Origin of the sequence: Companilactobacillus muriivasis (assembly GCF_036246245.1) — a bacterium.
Classification (GTDB): Bacteria; Bacillota; Bacilli; order Lactobacillales; family Lactobacillaceae; genus Companilactobacillus; species Companilactobacillus muriivasis.
In genome coordinates, this window is the sequence record NZ_BTTQ01000011.1 from 1 (window position 1) to 19,241 (window position 19,241).

The window sequence follows — 19,241 nt, forward strand, 5'->3', positions numbered from 1 at the left end:
AAAAGCATTACCTAGTGGCCTTATCAGGCAACTAGATAATGCTTCGCATTGAAAAAAACTATTTTTTCCACCACATCTCAAGTGGCTCAAGAGGTGTGATCTATTTTTGTGCTTTCAACCTTTAGTTTTATAATATATTTGTATAATAATTGTTTTTATTACTGGAGGATTAGATTAATGAAAAAGAAGCAAAATAAATTGATAATGTTTTTCTTTTTTCTTTTGGCTATGGTACTTGGTGTATTCTCAGGAGGAACAAATGTTCAAGCTACTTCGGGTGAATATTTTTTAAAACCAGTTGGGGATAATACCGATGCACTTAATATAGATTCTGGGGTTTACATGATAGATGGAAATCCAGGCCAAGATGTTCAATTACAACTTTTAGTGATGAACAAGGCTAGCAATACAAGAAAGTTTATGTATATGGTTAATACTGCCTATACTAACAATGCTGGACAAATAAGATATGATAAGTCTAAAGTTACTGATTCTTCACTTAAAATACAGGCTAAAGATACTGCTTCTCCTCAAAAACAGGTATTCAGTGTGCCAGGTAAAACGGCAGCAACACTTAAGTTCAATATAACTGTACCTAAAAAGTCCTTTAGTGGATATTTAATGGGTGGTGTTACAGTTTATCCATATAAAGAAAAGGCTAAAGGAACAGTTTCTTCAAACGGAACATTGATTAAGAATAAGTTCAGTTATTCTATTCCGATTCAAATACACCAAAAGGGCAAAGAAAAGGAAGAAGCCAAATATTCAGTAACAGCTGTAAGGCCAGGAACAATGACTGCATCTAATGGTCTAAAGCCTGGTGTATTAGCAAACGTTCATAATTCAACCAATGCTTATACAGGTACCTTAGATTCTAAGGCTGTTGTTACGAAGAAGGGTGATAAGAAATTTAAAATCACTACTACTGCTGGTGATCAGAATATTGCTCCAACTTCAAATTATAATTATGAAATTTCTTGGGGAGATAAAACACTTCAAGCAGGTAACTATCATTTGAAATTAACTTACAAGACGGCTGGCGGAATTAAAGGTTGGACTCTTAATAAAGATTTCACAATTACTAATAACGATGCTGCAAAGTACAATAAACTTGCCGGTATCAAGCCAAATTATCTGTGGCTATATATTTTATTAGCTGTTCTTGCATTAGCTATTATTTTAGGATTAGGTATCTACCTAGGTAGAAGAAATAATAACAAGAATAACAATGGAAATAACGGCAATAACAATAATAACGGTGGAACTCAAACAAGAAGACGTCGTCGTTAATAAATAAATTAGGCTGTTCCAAGACTTGGAACGGCTTTTTTAGTATTATAGATGTTAGAAGTGATATTCAGAGGATAATTATGAGAAAGAAAACTGTATATTTAATATCAATAATACTTTTTACAATAGTAAGTTTTATATCCATGTCTCAAACTGCAAAGGCGGACATTGATGGTGTTACGGTAACACCGTTGATTGGAGACTCAAATATTAGTGATAGATTTCAAATAATTGGAAAGCCTGGATCAACCAGAACGGTAAAAATTTCTTTGTCTAACTTTGGTATTAGACAATTACGTTTAAGAGTTGTTCCAACTAATGCTACGACGTCTATGGATGGAAAAATTGTCTATACTGATAATGTTAAGGCTGGTCAGTATGGTTTGAAGTACGCTTTTGCTGATATGACAAAAGCACAGACTGTAAATTTAAAGGCTGGAAAAACCAAAGATGTAAGTTTTAAAATTAAATTACCTGATGGTAAAATTGATAATTTGATTTTAGGTGGATTTAATATTTATTCCGTGGGTCGTGAAGTTGGAGGTAATGCTGACGTTCCAGTTTGGATAACGGATTCCAATAAGCCAGTTGGTGGAATTGTGACACTACACAATTTAGCACTTGATGTAATAGCAAAAAAGCCACACATTATCATCAACCTTCAAAACAAAGAACCAGGTATAATGAAAAATGTAATAGTCCACATGACTGTAAAACGAAAGAGTTGGCTAGACAGGTTTAACCTAGGTGATAAGACTATGACTGCTGATTTAACCTATCCCAAGGTAGCTCCCAATTCTAAAATTCCAGTAGACTTTGATCAAAATACCACCCCAATCAAGGCCGGAACCTATGTAGTAAAAGGTGCGGCTCGCAGTGGTAAAGCAACTTGGACTTTCCACAAGACTTACACGATTACTCAAGACCAAGCTAACAACATCAACAAGCGTTGTAAGGGTCTGATTTATAACAAGACCACGACGTACATTCTGATTGTCTGTGTCCTAGTATCGATTATTTTCCTTATTTTCTGGGCCATTTGGTATTCAGGTAGGAGTTAAAAAGTATGAAGAAAAAATTTATTGTATTTTTTTCAGCGTTATTACTATTGATCACAACACTTTTGCCATTCGCAACTACGGTGAAAGCTGCACCTGACAAATCTTATGCTATTCAAGCAATTTTGCCAGACAATCAAGTTAACAAAGACGAATCTTATTTCGACTTGAAGGTTACGCCTAATAAAGAGCAGACGCTCAAGGTTTTGATTGCTAACACTGGTAGTAAGCCGATTACGGTCACTGCCGAGGTCAACAACGCCTATACTGCCGACTCTGGTGTAATTGGTTACGATAAGTACAACACGAAGCTGTACAAGTCTAAATTGCCATCTCTGACATCTCTAGTTGAAGGTAAGCGTAAAAAAGTTGTCACTTTGGCAAATGGTGAGAATAAGACGGTTGAGTTTAAAGTTAAATCGCCCAGTTCTGAATATGCCGGTATTATCTTAGGTGGCGTTACAACGACCGCATCTGTTAGTCCAACTAAATCTAAGAATATCAATATTAAGAATCAGGTTCGCTATGTTAAAGGTGTTGTTCTCCGTTCTAAAGATGATGGAGTTATGCCTGACATGCATTTGACTTCAGCTGCTCCTAAGGCAGTGGCAGGTTCAACTGGTATTGCTTACAAGTTAGACAATACAGCACCGATAAACGTCAATAAGGTGTCCTTGAAGGCCGAAATAACCAATGGTAGTAAAGTTACCCACTACTCCGCAGATAACCTGCAGTTCGCTCCTAATTCGCAATTTGACTACTTCATTCCAATTAAGCAATTAGATGCTGGTACGTATAAAGCACATATTTCGTTGAAGAATGAGAATGGCTTTGCCAAAGAGTTTAACTATACGATTACGGTTAAGCAGAGACAAGTCGATAACGTCAATGATGCGGCCAAGCCTAAACCACAGTCGCATAACAAACAGTGGATCGGTATTATTATCGGAATCATTGTGTTGCTTGGTGTGGTTGTGTGGATGTATCTCTATTATTCACAACGTAATAAAGGCGATGGACCTAAGGGTGGCCGTGGCAAGATGAATTTGAGATTGCCTAAGAAACCTGATAATCCTAATAAGACTAGCCGTTCTGGTAGTGATGGTGAAAGCAGATCTTCACGTCATAAGAAATAAATTTAAGTCATTCTCAATTTGAGGATGGCTTTTTTATTAACTTTTATTATTAAAATAAAAATATGGTGCTTAAATTAGATTAATTGAGGGTGGTGTCATAATGATTCAACAAATGAATATGAAATTTAGAAGAAAAAAGTATAATAGTTGGTTGATTAAAATTGGCTTGGGGATAATAAGTTGTTTGTTTTTATTTGCCATTTCGAATTTAACGATTGTTAATGCGGAGACAACAGCAGAATCAGCGAATACTGAAAAAAATACCGCAGTTGATACTGATCCAGAAACTTTTGCTCCTATGAACTATAAAATTATTCAGACTGATGAAAATGGTGATCCAATTAAGGATGCAGATGGTAACCCAATTGGTGAAATAGATTTTTCATTACCTGTTCATGATCCGTCAGTCGCAAAAACTGATTTTGATGAATTGCTAAAAAATGTTTCGACGAATAGACCTTTGAAACCATCTAGTTCATTTTCCGATAGAGATGGTTCTACTGCTTCAAATATGGCACTTTATGAAGATTGGATGAATGCAGTTTTGGGAAGTTATGCTAATAATGGGAAAAACTTTATGTATAATGAAATAACCGGAAATATGAATGATGAGGGTATGTACAAAAATCTTGCCGGTGTGACATCTGAATTTCATTTAGTTTATTATGCCCCTTATAATCCGCTGAAAGTTAATATAACCGAATCAGATACCAACAAGAAGTCACTTGGAAATGATACAAGCTTTAATTTGAAAATAGCTAGTTCTAACGCAACTGTTACCAGTGAACTTCCTGATTTAGTTAAGAATTTATCTGATAAATCCGTTGTGCTTTCTAGTGCCAATGATGAAGAAAGCTATTATGATGTTTCCAGTGCAGATGGGAAAGTTAAAAAGGTTCCACTAACTAGTGAAATACTTCAGGGATATGAGAAGGATGGAATTTCATTTACCAATAGTGGAAAGTCTATTGCGACTGCGATTATTCGAGACTTAGCTTTAATAGATGTAAACGATGAGTATGCTGGTCAAGTTGAGAACATTCATCTTGTATATAAAGCTGCAACTAATGGTAGTTCTGGTGGAAATAGTGGTAATTCTGGATCCCATGGATCTAGCAACTCAAGTCATAGCGTTGGTTCAACAGTAGACCGTGAAGTTGAAGGTATTGAGGAAAGAATCAGCACTTATCATGATTCTTCAGATGTTAAGTTATACGATGATAACGGCAGTGAATTGATTGACCGTAAACTAGCGCCAAATAGCGATTGGTTCACTGATGAATCTATGACACTAAATGGCGTAAAGTATTATCGTGTTGCTACAAATCAATGGGCTAAGGCCAAGGATGTTTACCTTTATTATGACAAAGTAAATAATGTACGTGTGAATGAGGGCTCAACTGCTGGTTTAGTAAAAGATAGTGGTAAGGATGTTACTGATCGTACACTTCAAGCGGGAAGTAGCTGGTATACAGATAGATATATTTATATCAACAGTGCTAAATATTATCGTGTTGCTACAAATGAGTTTGTTAGCGCTGATGATGTAGAAGAATATTAGAATTTATTTTAGAACTGTCTTTTTATAAAAGATGGTTCTTTTTTTTTCCCCAAAAGGGATACACTTAGCTTATCAGGGAGATGTGGGAATATGAGATTTCAACAATTAAAAAGAAATTCCAATATGATTTTAAAAAAGAAAATGTATAAGAGTGGAAAAAATTGGGTTGTTAAATCAACTCTTAGTTTGATGGGTGGATTAGTTTTACTTGGTGTTTCTCAAACTAATATGGTTAAGGCAGATACGAATACTAATTCAATACCAGTAAGTCAGGCCACAGCAGTGGCGGATTCTCAACCAAAGCAAGCGGAAGATGATACTAAGTCTGTTAACGAGGAAGATTCTACTAATCCTGTGGAACCGAAAACGTCTAATAATCAGTATATCGGTCAACGTCAGGTCGAAAAAAGCGATACTGATAACGTACAATATAATGATGGAAAAATTAATACTCCTATAAATCAACAGTCAGCACCTGCGACTACCCCTAAAGCATATTTGAGATCCGCTATACCGGATGATAACCAGCAGGGGCAAGGTACAACGGCTTCTAACGTATCTACATCTACCAATGATGTAAAAGGAACAAACTGGGAAGTAAATGGATCGACTTTAAGCATTTCGGGAGGAACCTTATCTACTGAAAGGCCTTCAGATAATTATTGGAAGGAATTTGACAAAGGTGATATTGAAACAATTTCATTTGATGAGAATAATAAAACAGTTGCTGGATCCGATATTGAATATTTATTTGATAATTTTATTAATGTAAAGCAAATAACAGGTTTAGGGGGCTTTGATACGTCACAAACGACTAATATGCGACGCTTGTTTAGTCAATGTTCCAATTTAACTACCATTGAAGGTTTGAATAAATTAAATGTCAGCAATGTTGAAAATTTTGAATCTATTTTTGACGGAGATAGGAAATTAACGCAAATTGCAATACCTGATTGGCATATGGATAGAGGAATGGATTTTGCAGCTATGTTCACTGGTATGGACTCGTTGAAAAATATAACCTTACCAACATCTTGGAATTCAATAAATTTAAATTCCGATGAAAGAAAAAAGAAAAGTTTTCACGGAATGTTCCAAAGTGATCAGAGTTTACAATCGCTTAATTTAACAAAGCTTGATATGTCTGAGACTGAGGATGTATGGGATAGTATTGAGTTTATCGCTCCATTTGAACCAGAAACCGCTGAAGTAACCATAATTGATAAACTTTCAACACTTACATTGTCAAATAAAAATTATTTAAAAAATTCGAATGATGAAATTAACAAAATACCTAAGAATGGTGACAAAAAAGTCGTTGGTTGGAAAGTTGTCGGAACTGATGGTAAAACACTATTGGCAAAAAGTGATAATGATTGGAAGAATATGTATGATGGCCATAGTTCTTTAAATATTAATGGTGTTGATACAGCCAATCCAGATGGTGTAACTTGGACCTGGGATTGGGAACCACCTATAAAGTTTAAGGTTAGTTATGTTCCTCAAGATGATCCTTCAGCAAAGGCATTTTATACTTCGGATTACATAACAGTTAAACCTGATAATGAACAGTATTATGAATATGATGAATTTCAACCAGAAACCTTAAGTTCATTAAATCTTGCTCCCGACAATTATGATGCTTCGTTTAAACCAGAAGCAATCAGTTTGACACAAGATATGAATGGAAAGACTATTTCGGTTCCAATACCACGAAAAGATTACACGGTTCAAGTTGAAATGGAAGATACAAATGGCAATAAAACCCCAATTACTATTCGCGTTCCAATTAATAAGCAACTTTCAACAGATAAAGATTATCAAGGTCAGCTTAATAAACTATCTAATGATATAGAAATTTTGCCATATGATGTAACTACTAAAAAAGGTAGTCATTTACAAGATTCGAGTGGATTCTCTTCAAATATTTCCGAGAGTATGTTAAGTGATTTAGAAAAAGCTAGTCCAAAAAATATTGTAAAGATGCTTATTGGTTCATTATCAATTGATGGTTCCTTGCCAGAAGATATGATGGGACAAGGTATGAAATTTTATTTTCTATATAAAGCATTACCTAGTAATAGTAATAGCAAAGGTACAAGTTCAGCACAGTACCGTGAAGTACAAGGCATTGAGGAAAGAGTCGGAACTTTCTATGATAAACCGGATGTTCAATTATACGACGACTCCGGCAGTGAATTAACTGATCGTAAGCTTGTACCAAATAGCGATTGGTTCACTGATGAGTCAATGTCATTAGATGGCGTTAAGTACTATCGTGTTGCAACAAATGAATGGACTAAAGCAAAAGATGTTTACCTTTATTATCCTGACAGTACTGATGTGCTGGTAAACAGAGGGAATGTGGCTACACTTGTGACAGCTGAAGGCAAGACTGTAACTGATCGAGCTCTTCAGGCAAATAGTGGCTGGTATACAGATAGATATACTTATATCAACAATGCTAAATATTATCGTGTTGCTACAAATGAGTTTGTCAGTGCTGATGATGTAGAAGAATATTAGTTAAATTAAAGAACACTTTGGTGCTCTTTTTTTTATTACATTTTTATATAAATATTATTGTGAAAGGGTGTACAATGAGTCTACCTAGGAGGTGAAGATTTTGAGATTTCAACAAGTAAAAAGGTCAACGAAGAATATTTTAAGAAAGGAAAGTATTAAGAATTGGATAGTCAAGTCTGCTTTAGGGCTGATAGGCGGATTATTTTTATTTGGTGTTTCTCAATCAACCGTCACTCAAGCCGCTGCGGACACTGGTGAACAGCCGAGTAGTTCTGAAATAGCCCCAGAAACAGTAACAAATGAAAATGAACCTACTGGTGAGATTTCAGGTAATTGGGGTGTCGATTGGAAATTCTCTGATGGCACACTACAAATTTCAGGTGGAAAATTAAATAATACTCACTATTATGGTTATGATGATGAACGTAATACAAAGCAGTGGGAGAATCTGAAATTACCGGAAGTCACAAAAATTGAAATTACCGGAAATATAACTGCCGGAGAGGATATTTCTGGTTTATTTAAGGAGTTTGTTAACGTCACTGAGATTGATGGATTGGACAAGCTTGATACATCAAATGTGACTGATATGAGTTACGCATTTGCCAATTGTAATAATTTGACAGCAATCAATGTAAGTAATTTTCAAACGGATAAGGTAACTGATTTTTCTAACATGTTTTTACAAAATCATGAGTTGACAGGAATCGACTTATCTAACTGGAAATGGTCAGCCGGAATGAATTTTAAGAGTATGTTTGAGTCTTGTGAGAAGTTAGGAACTATAGATTTACCAACTGGATTAAGTTCAGGTAGTTCTGATAGCGATTTTTCAAGGATGTTCTACTATGATAACTCGGTAGAATCACTTAATTTGTCTGGATTAGATATGTCCAAAACAGATAAGGTTAATGAATTACTTAATTTGGCGGGATCTATTTCAACTTTGACTTTGTCGTCAAAGAATAATTTGACTAATGCTGAACTGAATCCTAATTTTACAACTGATGGTGATGCTACTCAGGGAATTGCTGGCTGGAAGAAAAATAATGATTCTGATGTGAACGCTAGTAATAAAGAACTAATGGAAATGTATGATGGAAAAGATAAAAAAGATAGTGAAGTAGCAAAATGGACATGGAATGAATTACCATATATGAATTTCACCGTTCGATATGTTGATGAAGATGACGGTTCTCTTATTACAACAAGAGAGATAACTAGTAGTGATAAAGTTTTACCTTTTTCAGAATTTAAACCGGCAGCTTTAATCGCAATTGGATCGACAGGTAGTGGTCATGCGATACAATTTGAGCCAGAACCGGTCACTTTGACTAAGGATATAGATGGAAAATCTATTAACGTTAAAATTCCGAAAGCAGCAATTAAATTTGTGGTATATGAAAATGGTAAGCGTGTCCCAAGTGATATCATTATGTCAAATGATAATATTGTTGATGGGAAAGTGGATTTTAAAGGTCAGTTAAACGTATTAAAGAATAAAAAGTTGATTCTTGCAGATTCTGATACTTTTGATAAAAGTAAAAGTTATTTTGTTTTTTTTGGTAATCCAACGAATATTACTGAAGAACTTTTAACAAAGATGGAATTAACCGATTACAGTAGCTATAGTGATATAATTCAAGTCCTTGCTAATAGTCTAGTCGATGAAAATGGGAAAATACCTACTAGTTTCGAAGGGGGCAAAGTGGATTTTTATGCTGTCTATGAACCTGAAAAAAATACCAATTCTGGTGGCGGTTCTTCGACAGGTGGATCTTCCACAACAACCGTAAATCGAGAAGTCAAAGCTATTGAAGAAAAAATCGGAACGCACAATAATAATCCAGATGTTCAACTTTACGATGACAATGGCGATATTGTCAAAGACCGCAAATTAGCACCTAGTAGCGATTGGTACACTGACAACCTGATGACGCTAAAGGGTGTTAAATATTATCGTGTGGCAACTGACTTGTGGGCCAAAGCTGACGATATCTATATTTACTATCCAAGCACGGCTAATGTTCTTGTGAATAAGGGTTCAATTGCTAGATTAGTTACATCGCAAGGTAAGGATGTAACTGATCGTGCATTGCAAGGAGGCAGTGGCTGGTATACTGATAGATACACTTATATCAACGGTGAAAAATATTATCGTGTCGCTACCAACGAATTTGTTAGTGTCGATAAAGTTCAAGAATATTAAATAAACGTCAATAATCGAAAATGATTATTGACGTTTTTAACTTAAAATAAATTAATTACTTCACAAATTCTGTATATACATAATCATGTAAGAGTGTACAATGTGTATAAACAGGAGGTGTGGGAATTGAGATTTCAGCAATTAAAAAGATATTCAAACGCTATATTAAAGAAAAAAATGTATAAAAGTGGTAAGAATTGGATAGTAAAGTCGACTTTGAGTTTGGCAAGTGGACTAGCTTTATTTGGCGTGTCTCAATTAACTACTGTTCAAGCTGATACAATTGATTTGACACCAGTTAGCCAAGCTACTTCGGAATCAGTTGAACAGCCACAGAATGATGACAAAGATGTGAATGCTGATCCAACTACTCAGCCTGAACAAACTAAAGAAGATGCTAGTGGTCAGAATGCTGATGTACCACAAGAAAAGGAGACTCCAGATAAAGATGACATGACATCTGCTATTGAAACACGGGAGCCATCTGCAAAGCCAGATGAACAAGAGAATCCTGCAACTCAGCCAGAAGGTACTACAACCCAACCCGTAACACCACAAGAAAATGATGATGTTACTGATGATAGTGAGCCAATTGACACTGGTGACTGGGGTATTGACTGTAGTTTAAGCAAAGACGGAACTACTTTGACAATTAATGGTGGAACTTTAAATAAGGATACTTCGTATGTACAAGAGTTTGATCCGGAATTTAAAAATAACAAGAATCCATGGAATACAGCTGGCATCGATAAGGATAAAATTACAAAAATTTCAATCACAAAAAAGGTTGTTACTGGAAAAAGCATCTCAGGGTTATTTGCTGACTTTAGTAATGTTAAGCAATTTACAGGATTGGATAAGCTGGATACATCAAACACAGTTGATATGAGTTACTTATTTAGAAAATCTGGTAATTTTGGAGAACAGGATTTAAATAATTGGGATGTATCCAATGTCGAAAATTTTTCAGACATGTTCCTTATCGATGATAGTTTGAAGAGCTTGGATATTTCTAATTGGAATTGGATTAGGGGAAGTAACTTTGAAGAAATGTTTTATGGTGCAGTAAATCTGGAGAGTTTGATATTACCTAAAAATATTAATTCAACAAGCGTTTCTGATAAATCCAAACTTGTTTTTAAATATATGTTTGCTAGAGATGACATACTAACATCATTGGATATATCAAATATTGATATGTCAGGAATTAAAAATAACGGTGTTGATGACTTATTTTATGGTGATAAGAATTTACAAGAGTTAACTTTATCACCACAAAATTGTTTGCTAAATTCTGCCTTGGAGATTCCTATAGATGAGAGCTTATTTACGGGCTCTGCTCCGATTGCTGTTGCATGGATTGCTGTGAAATCTGATGATGCAAAAGTTAAGGTGAATGATATAAAAATCTCCCAAAGATTGCAGAATATGTATAATGGATTATCAGGTAATCGTAGTAAAGTGACTTGGAAATGGGATTATGAATTGCCCATGAAATTTAAAGAAGAATTTGTTGCCGAAGATGATCATTCAAAAGTTTTCTACACTGGCGAAGAATATACTCAGCCACCATACACTTATTTTCAAACACATTTTGATGCATCAAAAGTACCAAGTAATATTTCATTGGATGATTATTATGCGGGTTATGATGGCAGGGTTTTATTGACTAAGGATGACGAAGGTGTAGTTCCAATACCTAAAAAACAGGCTATTATCCAGGTGATTGAAACAAATACAGCTGGTACGGAAAACAAGTCTCATACATTTTATATTCCACTTGGAAAAACGGATTATACGGGAATAGATTACTCAGAGGAACTTAGCGATTTGCCAGATAATAGAAAAATGATTACTTATTCTGATGGTGTACCACTTAGTGAAATAAGTTATTTTGAACTAATTCCATATCCACCAGAAGAAGGTGCAACAGTAGGAATGGGTAGCTTTATTTTGAACGATCCTGCTGAATATAATGGCGTTACGGTAAGCAAAATTGAATCCGACGTTAGAATGCTTATTGATTATTATATTAAAGTGTTTGAGGCAAGCGGTGATACTTATTCCGGAACAAAATATATTTTTCATATATTATACGAACCTGAAGAAAATAATAATTTCAGTTCTGGTTCTCACTCCAGTTCCAGTTCAAATGAAGTTAAGCCTGAAAACAATGAACCAGAGAGTATCAATGGAACTTTAGGCACCTATAATGATTCTCCAGAAGTCAAATTGTATGATGATTCTGGTACGGAATTAACAGATAGAAAGTTGGCTCCAAGCAGTGATTGGTTCACCGACGAAACAATGACTTTAAATGGTGATAAATACTATCGTGTAGCGACAAATCAATGGGCTAAAGCCGATGATGTTTATATTTATCACGGTCACGCAGCTAATGTTTTGGTAAATGCTGATTCGATTGCTAGTTTGGTTACAGCAAGTGGTAAGCCGGTAACTGATCGTGCATTGCAAGCAAATAGCGGCTGGTATACAGATAGATATATTTACATCAATAATGATAAATATTATCGTGTCGCAACCAATGAATTTGTTAGTGCTGATAAAGTTCAAGAATATTAAAAAAGCGCTGGAGTCTTTTATAAAAGATTCCAACGCTTTTCTTATGTACAGAGGTGATGCTATTTTAGATAAACTATTTATTAGGAGTCAAACCCCTAACGATAAAATCAGTAACGTGGCTGATTTCTAAAGTTTCGTCCCACTTATTAGGGTCAACGATAATATAATGTTGAATCAAGTATCCTAAAATATTTGAGGCGATGAATCTGAAGATTTCAAGATTGTCCCAATCAATCAGCAAATGTTTGCTCTTCAGTTCATCCAACACCTCATTGAACTGTTTAAATGATTTTTTAGGAATGCTCTCAATCAAACGGTCATGGATTTCCTGATCGTAGATAAACTCATTTAAAAAAATCTTCATTATCTTATGGTTGTACTTAAAGAGGCCGATGCGATCATTAATCATTGAGTTCAAGAAATATTTCAAATTGAGATTACCATTTTGATAAGCTGTTTGAGAAAACTGATTCAAATCCTGGGGTAGAATTTTTTGAGTCAATGGTGTCAAAATGGCCATCAGTAATTCTTCTTTATTCTTAAACTTACGAAAAATGCTGCCTTCAGAAACGCCTGCATGTTCAGAAATTTCTTTGGTCGAGGTATTGGCATAGCCACGAATCGAGAAGAGATCAATGGCCGATTGGAAAATCAATTTTTGCTTCGGTGTCAGTTTTTCAGTTTTTTCTGCTTCGAGATAAAGATCAAATTGGTTATCCATATGTTTGCCTCTTATATTAATTATTTTTTGTCTCCGGGAATGAGAATATTCTCGTAACCGGAGACGGCTCAGTTCCATTCTATCCTAAATGGAACTCAAGAGGTAAAACTAAAAAATTTCTTTATGCATGTTTCATAGAACTGTTGTTTCTGTAGCCAAAGTAAAATTGTACGATGGCAAGAACGATGTTGACGTAGTTCAAGATATTGAACCATGTGTCGATGCCACTAACTTTGGCAACGCCGAAGTAAACCCAAAATCCCACGATGACTGCAACTACATTGATCCAAGCAAAAGCTTTCTGGAAGTTTTGGTCGTCGGTCTTAAACCACATCCAAATAACATTGACGATAAACCAAATTGCTAAAATCCAAAATATTGTTGTAAACATAATATCCTCTCCTTTGTGTGATAGTGAGTACTCACTATCAATCTACAAATACGATTATAGTTCTCTAGTTTTAAAATGCAACAAAAAAAGACATTTAAAATCAAAAAGGATTTCAAATGTCTTTTATATCAAGCTTTTATAAGACTTTTTTCTTTTTACTACTTTCAATTTTGTTCTTCAATTTGCGGACATAAATCTGATTTAATTGAATCAATAACCAGATATAATCGGGACGAACTGATGAAATATCCCATGAAATGACTTTCAAATCTTCAGGATACTTCTTCTTTTCAATATCCAATGGCAAGACATCCAACGATGTAATCAAAACATCAACGTCCTCGAATTCTTCATTAGGAACAATTTCCACGAAGGCGAGGGTTCTGATATTTCTCAAGACAACTTCGGCAGCCTGATTGCCCGGATCGATTAAGACTTTAACTTTGATAATATCTTCCGCACGAATGGTGGAAATATAGCTTGGCAAGACTTGGAACAGATTTCTCGAAATCAGCTCGGCCGCATTATAAATTCCCGGAAATTCATTTTGATCGATATTGGAGAAGAAAGTATAAATATCTTTGTAAAGATCAGTATATGTCTGCTAGGAATCGCTCATATACATGGTATCCAAATGCATCAATGAATATGGTGCCATGATGTAATAGAAGACAACGTCACGTGTTACGTAGGTCATGATATGTTTCAGAGTCCGTTGATCATGGTAGACTGTCATATCGTCGTGATAGTGTTCCTTCAAGAAATCTATAAAGTGATAAACGAGCGCATAGAATTTAGGGTTAATTCTGGCGTTGGCGTTGATTGGTTGCTCAAAGGCGGTATCACTTGGTTGAAAGGCGGTCTTCCTGAATAGATTGACCAACTTATTTTCATTATCCAAAGCTTTGACGGGAACGATTGGATAATCTTCATGCGTCAAAATATCTTCGCCAAGATTTTGGTCACCAAAGACATCACTATAATATGGCAAGTCTTCGATGTAATTACGTTTGATTAAACGAATTCTCGAAATGGCCAAATAATATTTAAGTTGGAAATGCACGATAGGATTGTTGAAGGTGATCCCAGTATGTCCAATAATTTGGTCGATTGAACTCTCTTGAATTAGGCTGAATGGCCATTCTTGACCATGGTATGTGTACCAATAGACATAGTATGCCATCCAACGAATATTCTTTTCATTTCCTTTGATCTCAAGTGTCGAGTTGGAGATTTTGAGACCAAAGTTTTTTAAGAAAGCACGGAATTGTGACATCCGACGGTTGAGGGTCGATTTACTAGTAAAGTGTTCATTACTAAAACTCTCAAACGAAGGATTGGCACTGGTTAAACCATAGTTGAAAGCTTGGAAAACAATCGAATTCTTAACCAGATATAGTCGGTAGGTATCGATTGAAATCTTAGTGAAGTCAATTGACTCGATTTTAGTATCGGCGGGGTCAATATCGGGAGTGACATCAGCTAAGTCTTCCAGCAGTGCTTGGAAAATATTGTAAGTTTTCTGGTATGTAAATTCTAGTCTACTACTAATGTTGCTTAAGTTTACTTCACGAGGAGGTAATGATTTTATAACGGTAAGCATGCGGTATTTCTCGACATCTTGCTTAACTAAGAAAATTTGCTCCAACATTTGTCTTCCCCCGGTAACGTTAAATTAATTTAATAATATACGAAACACTACTTGCTACTATCTTAACATTTATTTATAATGTTTTGTAATCAGATAGAGGTGCAATCTTTATTATTAATATTTTGGAGTGCGGATAGGGTACTTTGAAAAAATATGAAAGGAAAGTTTGCCGAAATCAATTATCCCTACTTGGTAATTTGATTGGGCTATTGCTTAATAGGCAGTAGACTGTCGTGTTTCAAAACGGGCTTCGAACAACAACTTCCTGTGGTTTACTACGCTTAGCAAATCACGCACAAAATCGTGCGCAATTCGCTAAGCTAGGTAAATCCTCGGAAGTTCCCGTTGTTCTACGCCCTCTCAACGCGTTGAGCTATTGATTAATGGGATAATTATAATCCTTATTGTCGGTAGTTCCTCTGATAATAAGGATTTTTTTTATGTCCAAAAAGGGGAATGAAAGATGGAAAATAATGATGTGAATAGGTCGTTGAAGACTCGTCACTTGTCGATGATTGCGCTAGGTGGCTCAATCGGTACCGGCTTGTTCGTTGCAAGTGGTTCTTCAATTTCAACAGCTGGTCCGGGGGGTGCCTTGATAGCGTATGTGGCTATCGGTATTATGGTTTACTTCCTGATGACTAGTTTGGGAGAAATGGCAACTTATATGCCAGTTTCTGGGTCTTTTGCAACATATGCTACAAAATTTATTGATCCTGCCTTCGGTTTTGCACTAGGTTGGAATTACTGGTTCAACTGGGCGATTACTTTGGCGGTTGATCTCTCCACTATTTCTTTAGTTGTTAAGTATTGGTTCCCAGGTTTGTCGTCGTGGAAAGTCAGTTTGACGTTCATGATTGTACTCTTGATTATCAATTTCATTTCGGTTGGTTCATTTGGTGAAACAGAATATTGGTTGTCATCAATTAAAGTTACCGCCGTAATTATCTTTTTGATCTGTGGTGTTTTAACTATTATGGGTATTTTAGGCGGACATGGTTCCGTTGGACTTTCAAACTATACTTATAAACATGCTCCATTTGTTGGGGGCGTGCCGGCAATCCTAAGCGTCTTCGTTGTTGCCGGGTTCTCGTTTCAGGGGACTGAGCTAATTGGTATTACAGCCGGTGAATCAGCTACTCCTGAAAAAAGTATTCCTAAGGCTATCAAACAGGTTTTCTGGAGAATTTTATTATTCTATATTTTGTCAATCGCCGTTATTGGTGCTTTGATTCCTTATACAAGTCCTAACTTGCTAGGTTCAGGCGCTGGCGATATTGCTATCAGTCCATTTACTATCGTCTTCAAAAAAGTTGGTATTCCACTAGCTGCTGGTATCATGAACGCGGTTATCTTAACTTCAGTTATTTCAGCCGCAAACTCAGGATTGTACGCTGCTAGTCGTATGCTTTGGTCAATGAGTAAAAATGGCATGGCACCAAAGGCTTTCCAAAGAACTAATGGCCGTGGTGTTCCAGTATTTTCACTATTATTGACAGCTTTAGTCGGTGGTATTGCCCTGTTCACAAGTTTGTACGGTGATTCATTCTATGAATTGCTAGTTGCAGCTTCCGGATTAACAGGTTTTATTGCATGGTTGGGAATTGCTTTCTCACATTATCGTTTCAGAAAAGCCTACGTATATAAGGGCTATGATTTGGACGATTTGAAGTATAAAGCAAAATGGTTCCCATTCGGACCTTTATTGGCAATCGTTTTAGGTATTATTATTATCCTTGGTCAAGACGTCCGTTCAATGGTTAACTTCAACGTTGGTCGACTTTTGATCAGTTATAGTGGTTTGATTATTCTCTTCGTTTGCTGGATCTATTATAAGATTAGATATAAGACCAAGTTCATCAAGCTAGAAGATATAGATGTCAAAGCAACCAAAAATGGTGGCCACTACTAGTTGAAATTTATTAGAAATTAAATTATGATAAACAAAGAATATAAAAGCTAAGAGAGTGCCTACTCACAAAACCTTTCAGAGAGACGATGGTTGGTGTAAATCGTTATGGTTTTTATTCCAGCATTCTGGTGACGGGTAATGCCGTTCGGTTTGATCCGATAAAATCTGAAAGTGCAGTGTATTTGATATACGCTGAAACTGGGTGGTACCGCGAATGGTCGATTCGTCCCTTTATTGGGGATGATTCGGCTATTTTTTTATTTCAGAGAGCGAAGACAGGGCGGTTAGCTCCTGAGCATTTTCGTAGTTATGTGGATTGCACGCCGAACTTTGCGGGCGATGCACATAACTATGAAAAGCGGAAGGAGTTGCCCTGTCGTAGCTCGTTTTAGAGCCACTGCCTATATAATTCAGGCAAGCTTATAGAATCATAAGTAACGCATTAACAAAAAACAACAAGGGAGAGAAAAAACACATGTTAGACATCAAACTAATCAGAAAAGATCCTGATTTTATCAAGAACAAACTATCATCACGTGGCGTAACAGCTGACGAAATCGATGAATTACTTTCATACGATGAAAAACGTCGTGATTTACTTGTTCAAACTGAAACTTTAAAGAAGAAGCGTAACGATGTTTCTCAAGGTATCGCTACTAAGAAACGTAATAAAGAAGACGCTAGTGACGAAATTGCTGCTATGAAACAAGTCGGTGCTGATATCAAGAAAATCGATGCTGAACTTGAAGAAGCAGAAGGCAAAATGAACTATATCTTAGTTCGTCTACCTAACATTCCTGATGATTCAGTTCCTGTTGGCCCTGACGACAGCACAAATGTTGAAATCAGAAAAGTCGGCGCTATTCCTACAGAAGGTTTCAAGCCTCGTCATCACTGGGATATCGGTGAAGAACTAGGTATCTTGGACTTTGAACAAGCTACTAAAGTTGCTGGTTCACGTTTCGTTTACTATATCGGAATGGGTGCTCGTCTAGAACGTGCTGTTTATAACTTCATGTTGGATCAACACCAAAAGGAAGGTTACACAGAAGTAATCCCTCCATACTTGGTTAACAACAACGCCATGTTTGGTACAAGTCAATTCCCTAAGTTTACTGAAGATGTTTATACCGTTACAGTTGACGAAAATCCTTTGACATTGATTCCTACAGCCGAAGTTCCTTTGACAAACTACTTTGCTGACAAGATTTTGGATGAAAAAGATTTGCCTAAGTATGTTACAGCTTTGACACCATGCTTCCGTTCTGAAGCAGGTTCAGCTGGTCGTGATACTCGTGGTTTGATCAGAATGCACCAATTTAATAAGGTTGAAATGGTTAAAGTTTCAAAACCTGAAGAATCATACAATGAACTAGAAAAATTAACTGCTAATGCAGAAAACATTTTGAAACAATTGGGACTTCCATATCACGTTATCGTGCTTTCAAGTGGGGATGCCAGTTTCAGTTCAGCTAAGACTTATGACCTTGAAGTTTGGATGCCTGCCCAAGACAAGTATCGTGAAGTTTCAAGTTGTTCTAACTGTCTTGATTTCCAAGCTCGTCGTGCTCACATTAGATATCGTGACGAAAATGGTAAGACTAAGTTGGCTCACACATTGAATGGTTCAGGTCTTGCTGCTGGTCGTACTGTTGCCGCAATCCTTGAAAATTATCAAAACGAAGACGGTTCTGTAACTATTCCTGATGTATTGGTTCCATACATGGGTGGCGTAACAAAAATTACTAAAGAAAATGCCAAATAGTTATTGACCTCAAGTCTATAAATTGATAAAATTTAATAGTTCTGTTAAAGAGCTGTTAAATTATTCCGGTTTAGCTCAGTTGGTAGAGCACCTGACTGTTAATCAGGTTGTCGTCAGTTCGAGTCTGACAACCGGAGTTGAAAATACTTAGGATTTACCTAGGTGTCAAATAAATTACATCTAGTTTCTAGTTCATAGGAATTAGGTGTAATTTTTTTATTAAGCCGTGTTAGCTCAGTTGGTAGAGCATCGGTATCGTAAACCGGCGGTCACAGGTTCGACTCCTGCACACGGCATATTGAGTGGTTTAAAGAAAATCAAAGAAGAGCTAAAAGCTGATACAGAGGCTTTTAGCTCTTTTTGTTTTGAAGAAAAATAGAGAAATTTGAAGTTACTTTGCACAAATTTTGCACGGCACACGTATTTTGATGTTGGAAT

The 19,241-nt window shown here is 36.1% G+C and carries 13 protein-coding genes, 2 tRNA genes and 1 riboswitch; of the genes, 11 read left to right on the forward strand and 4 right to left on the reverse strand.

Going from position 1 to position 19,241, the window contains the following annotated elements; all coding sequences use genetic code 11:
- Positions 1-177: 177 nt before the first annotated feature.
- From AAA923_RS11015 to AAA923_RS11045, 7 genes are all read left to right on the forward strand, one after another.
- Positions 178-1,290: a DUF3324 domain-containing protein gene (locus AAA923_RS11015; protein WP_338217108.1), complete on the forward strand. Its 1,113-nt coding sequence runs from the start codon at positions 178-180 to the stop codon at positions 1,288-1,290.
- A gap of 143 nt (positions 1,291-1,433) precedes the next feature.
- Positions 1,434-2,351 (forward strand): WxL protein peptidoglycan domain-containing protein, encoded by a 918-nt coding sequence (locus tag AAA923_RS11020; protein WP_338217111.1) that lies wholly within the window; start codon positions 1,434-1,436, stop codon positions 2,349-2,351.
- Positions 2,352-2,356: 5 nt separating this feature from the next.
- Positions 2,357-3,484, forward strand: coding sequence for a DUF916 domain-containing protein (locus AAA923_RS11025; RefSeq protein ID WP_338217113.1), 1,128 nt, complete (start codon positions 2,357-2,359; stop codon positions 3,482-3,484).
- Between the two features lie 100 nt (positions 3,485-3,584).
- Entirely contained in the window at positions 3,585-5,045 is a 1,461-nt protein-coding gene (locus AAA923_RS11030) for an SLAP domain-containing protein (RefSeq protein WP_338217115.1), read from the forward strand.
- 90 nt (positions 5,046-5,135) lie between these two features.
- Positions 5,136-7,571, forward strand: a complete 2,436-nt coding sequence (locus tag AAA923_RS11035; protein ID WP_338217116.1) for a BspA family leucine-rich repeat surface protein — start codon at positions 5,136-5,138, stop codon at positions 7,569-7,571.
- A gap of 100 nt (positions 7,572-7,671) precedes the next feature.
- Positions 7,672-9,780: a BspA family leucine-rich repeat surface protein gene (locus tag AAA923_RS11040; RefSeq protein ID WP_338217118.1), complete on the forward strand. Its 2,109-nt coding sequence runs from the start codon at positions 7,672-7,674 to the stop codon at positions 9,778-9,780.
- Positions 9,781-9,906: 126 nt separating this feature from the next.
- Entirely contained in the window at positions 9,907-12,363 is a 2,457-nt protein-coding gene (locus AAA923_RS11045) for a BspA family leucine-rich repeat surface protein (RefSeq protein ID WP_338217120.1), read from the forward strand.
- A 73-nt stretch (positions 12,364-12,436) separates the two neighbouring features.
- Here AAA923_RS11045 and AAA923_RS11050 read toward each other — a convergent pair whose 3' ends face one another.
- The 4 genes from AAA923_RS11050 to AAA923_RS11065 all read right to left on the reverse strand — a co-directional run bounded on the left by AAA923_RS11050 (position 12,437) and on the right by AAA923_RS11065 (position 15,126).
- A complete protein-coding gene (locus AAA923_RS11050; protein ID WP_338217122.1) occupies positions 12,437-13,084 on the reverse strand; it encodes a TetR/AcrR family transcriptional regulator in 648 nt (215 codons plus the stop codon).
- A 121-nt stretch (positions 13,085-13,205) separates the two neighbouring features.
- Positions 13,206-13,475, reverse strand: coding sequence for a hypothetical protein (locus tag AAA923_RS11055; protein ID WP_338217124.1), 270 nt, complete (start codon positions 13,473-13,475; stop codon positions 13,206-13,208).
- A 136-nt stretch (positions 13,476-13,611) separates the two neighbouring features.
- Positions 13,612-13,962 (reverse strand): hypothetical protein, encoded by a 351-nt coding sequence (locus AAA923_RS11060; RefSeq protein ID WP_338217126.1) that lies wholly within the window; start codon positions 13,960-13,962, stop codon positions 13,612-13,614.
- A gap of 117 nt (positions 13,963-14,079) precedes the next feature.
- Positions 14,080-15,126, reverse strand: coding sequence for a helix-turn-helix domain-containing protein (locus tag AAA923_RS11065; protein WP_338217128.1), 1,047 nt, complete (start codon positions 15,124-15,126; stop codon positions 14,080-14,082).
- An 86-nt stretch (positions 15,127-15,212) separates the two neighbouring features.
- Positions 15,213-15,384, forward strand: a riboswitch (Lysine riboswitch).
- Between the two features lie 205 nt (positions 15,385-15,589).
- On the opposite strand from AAA923_RS11065, the gene AAA923_RS11070 reads away from it, so the two are divergent.
- From AAA923_RS11070 to AAA923_RS11085, 4 genes are all read left to right on the forward strand, one after another.
- Positions 15,590-17,038 (forward strand): amino acid permease, encoded by a 1,449-nt coding sequence (locus AAA923_RS11070; protein ID WP_338217131.1) that lies wholly within the window; start codon positions 15,590-15,592, stop codon positions 17,036-17,038.
- 475 nt (positions 17,039-17,513) lie between these two features.
- Positions 17,514-18,803, forward strand: a complete 1,290-nt coding sequence (serS, locus tag AAA923_RS11075; RefSeq protein ID WP_338217133.1) for a serine--tRNA ligase — start codon at positions 17,514-17,516, stop codon at positions 18,801-18,803.
- A 64-nt stretch (positions 18,804-18,867) separates the two neighbouring features.
- Positions 18,868-18,940: transfer RNA gene (locus AAA923_RS11080), tRNA-Asn, on the forward strand.
- Between the two features lie 86 nt (positions 18,941-19,026).
- Positions 19,027-19,099, forward strand: a tRNA-Thr gene (locus AAA923_RS11085).
- Positions 19,100-19,241 lie beyond the last annotated feature (142 nt).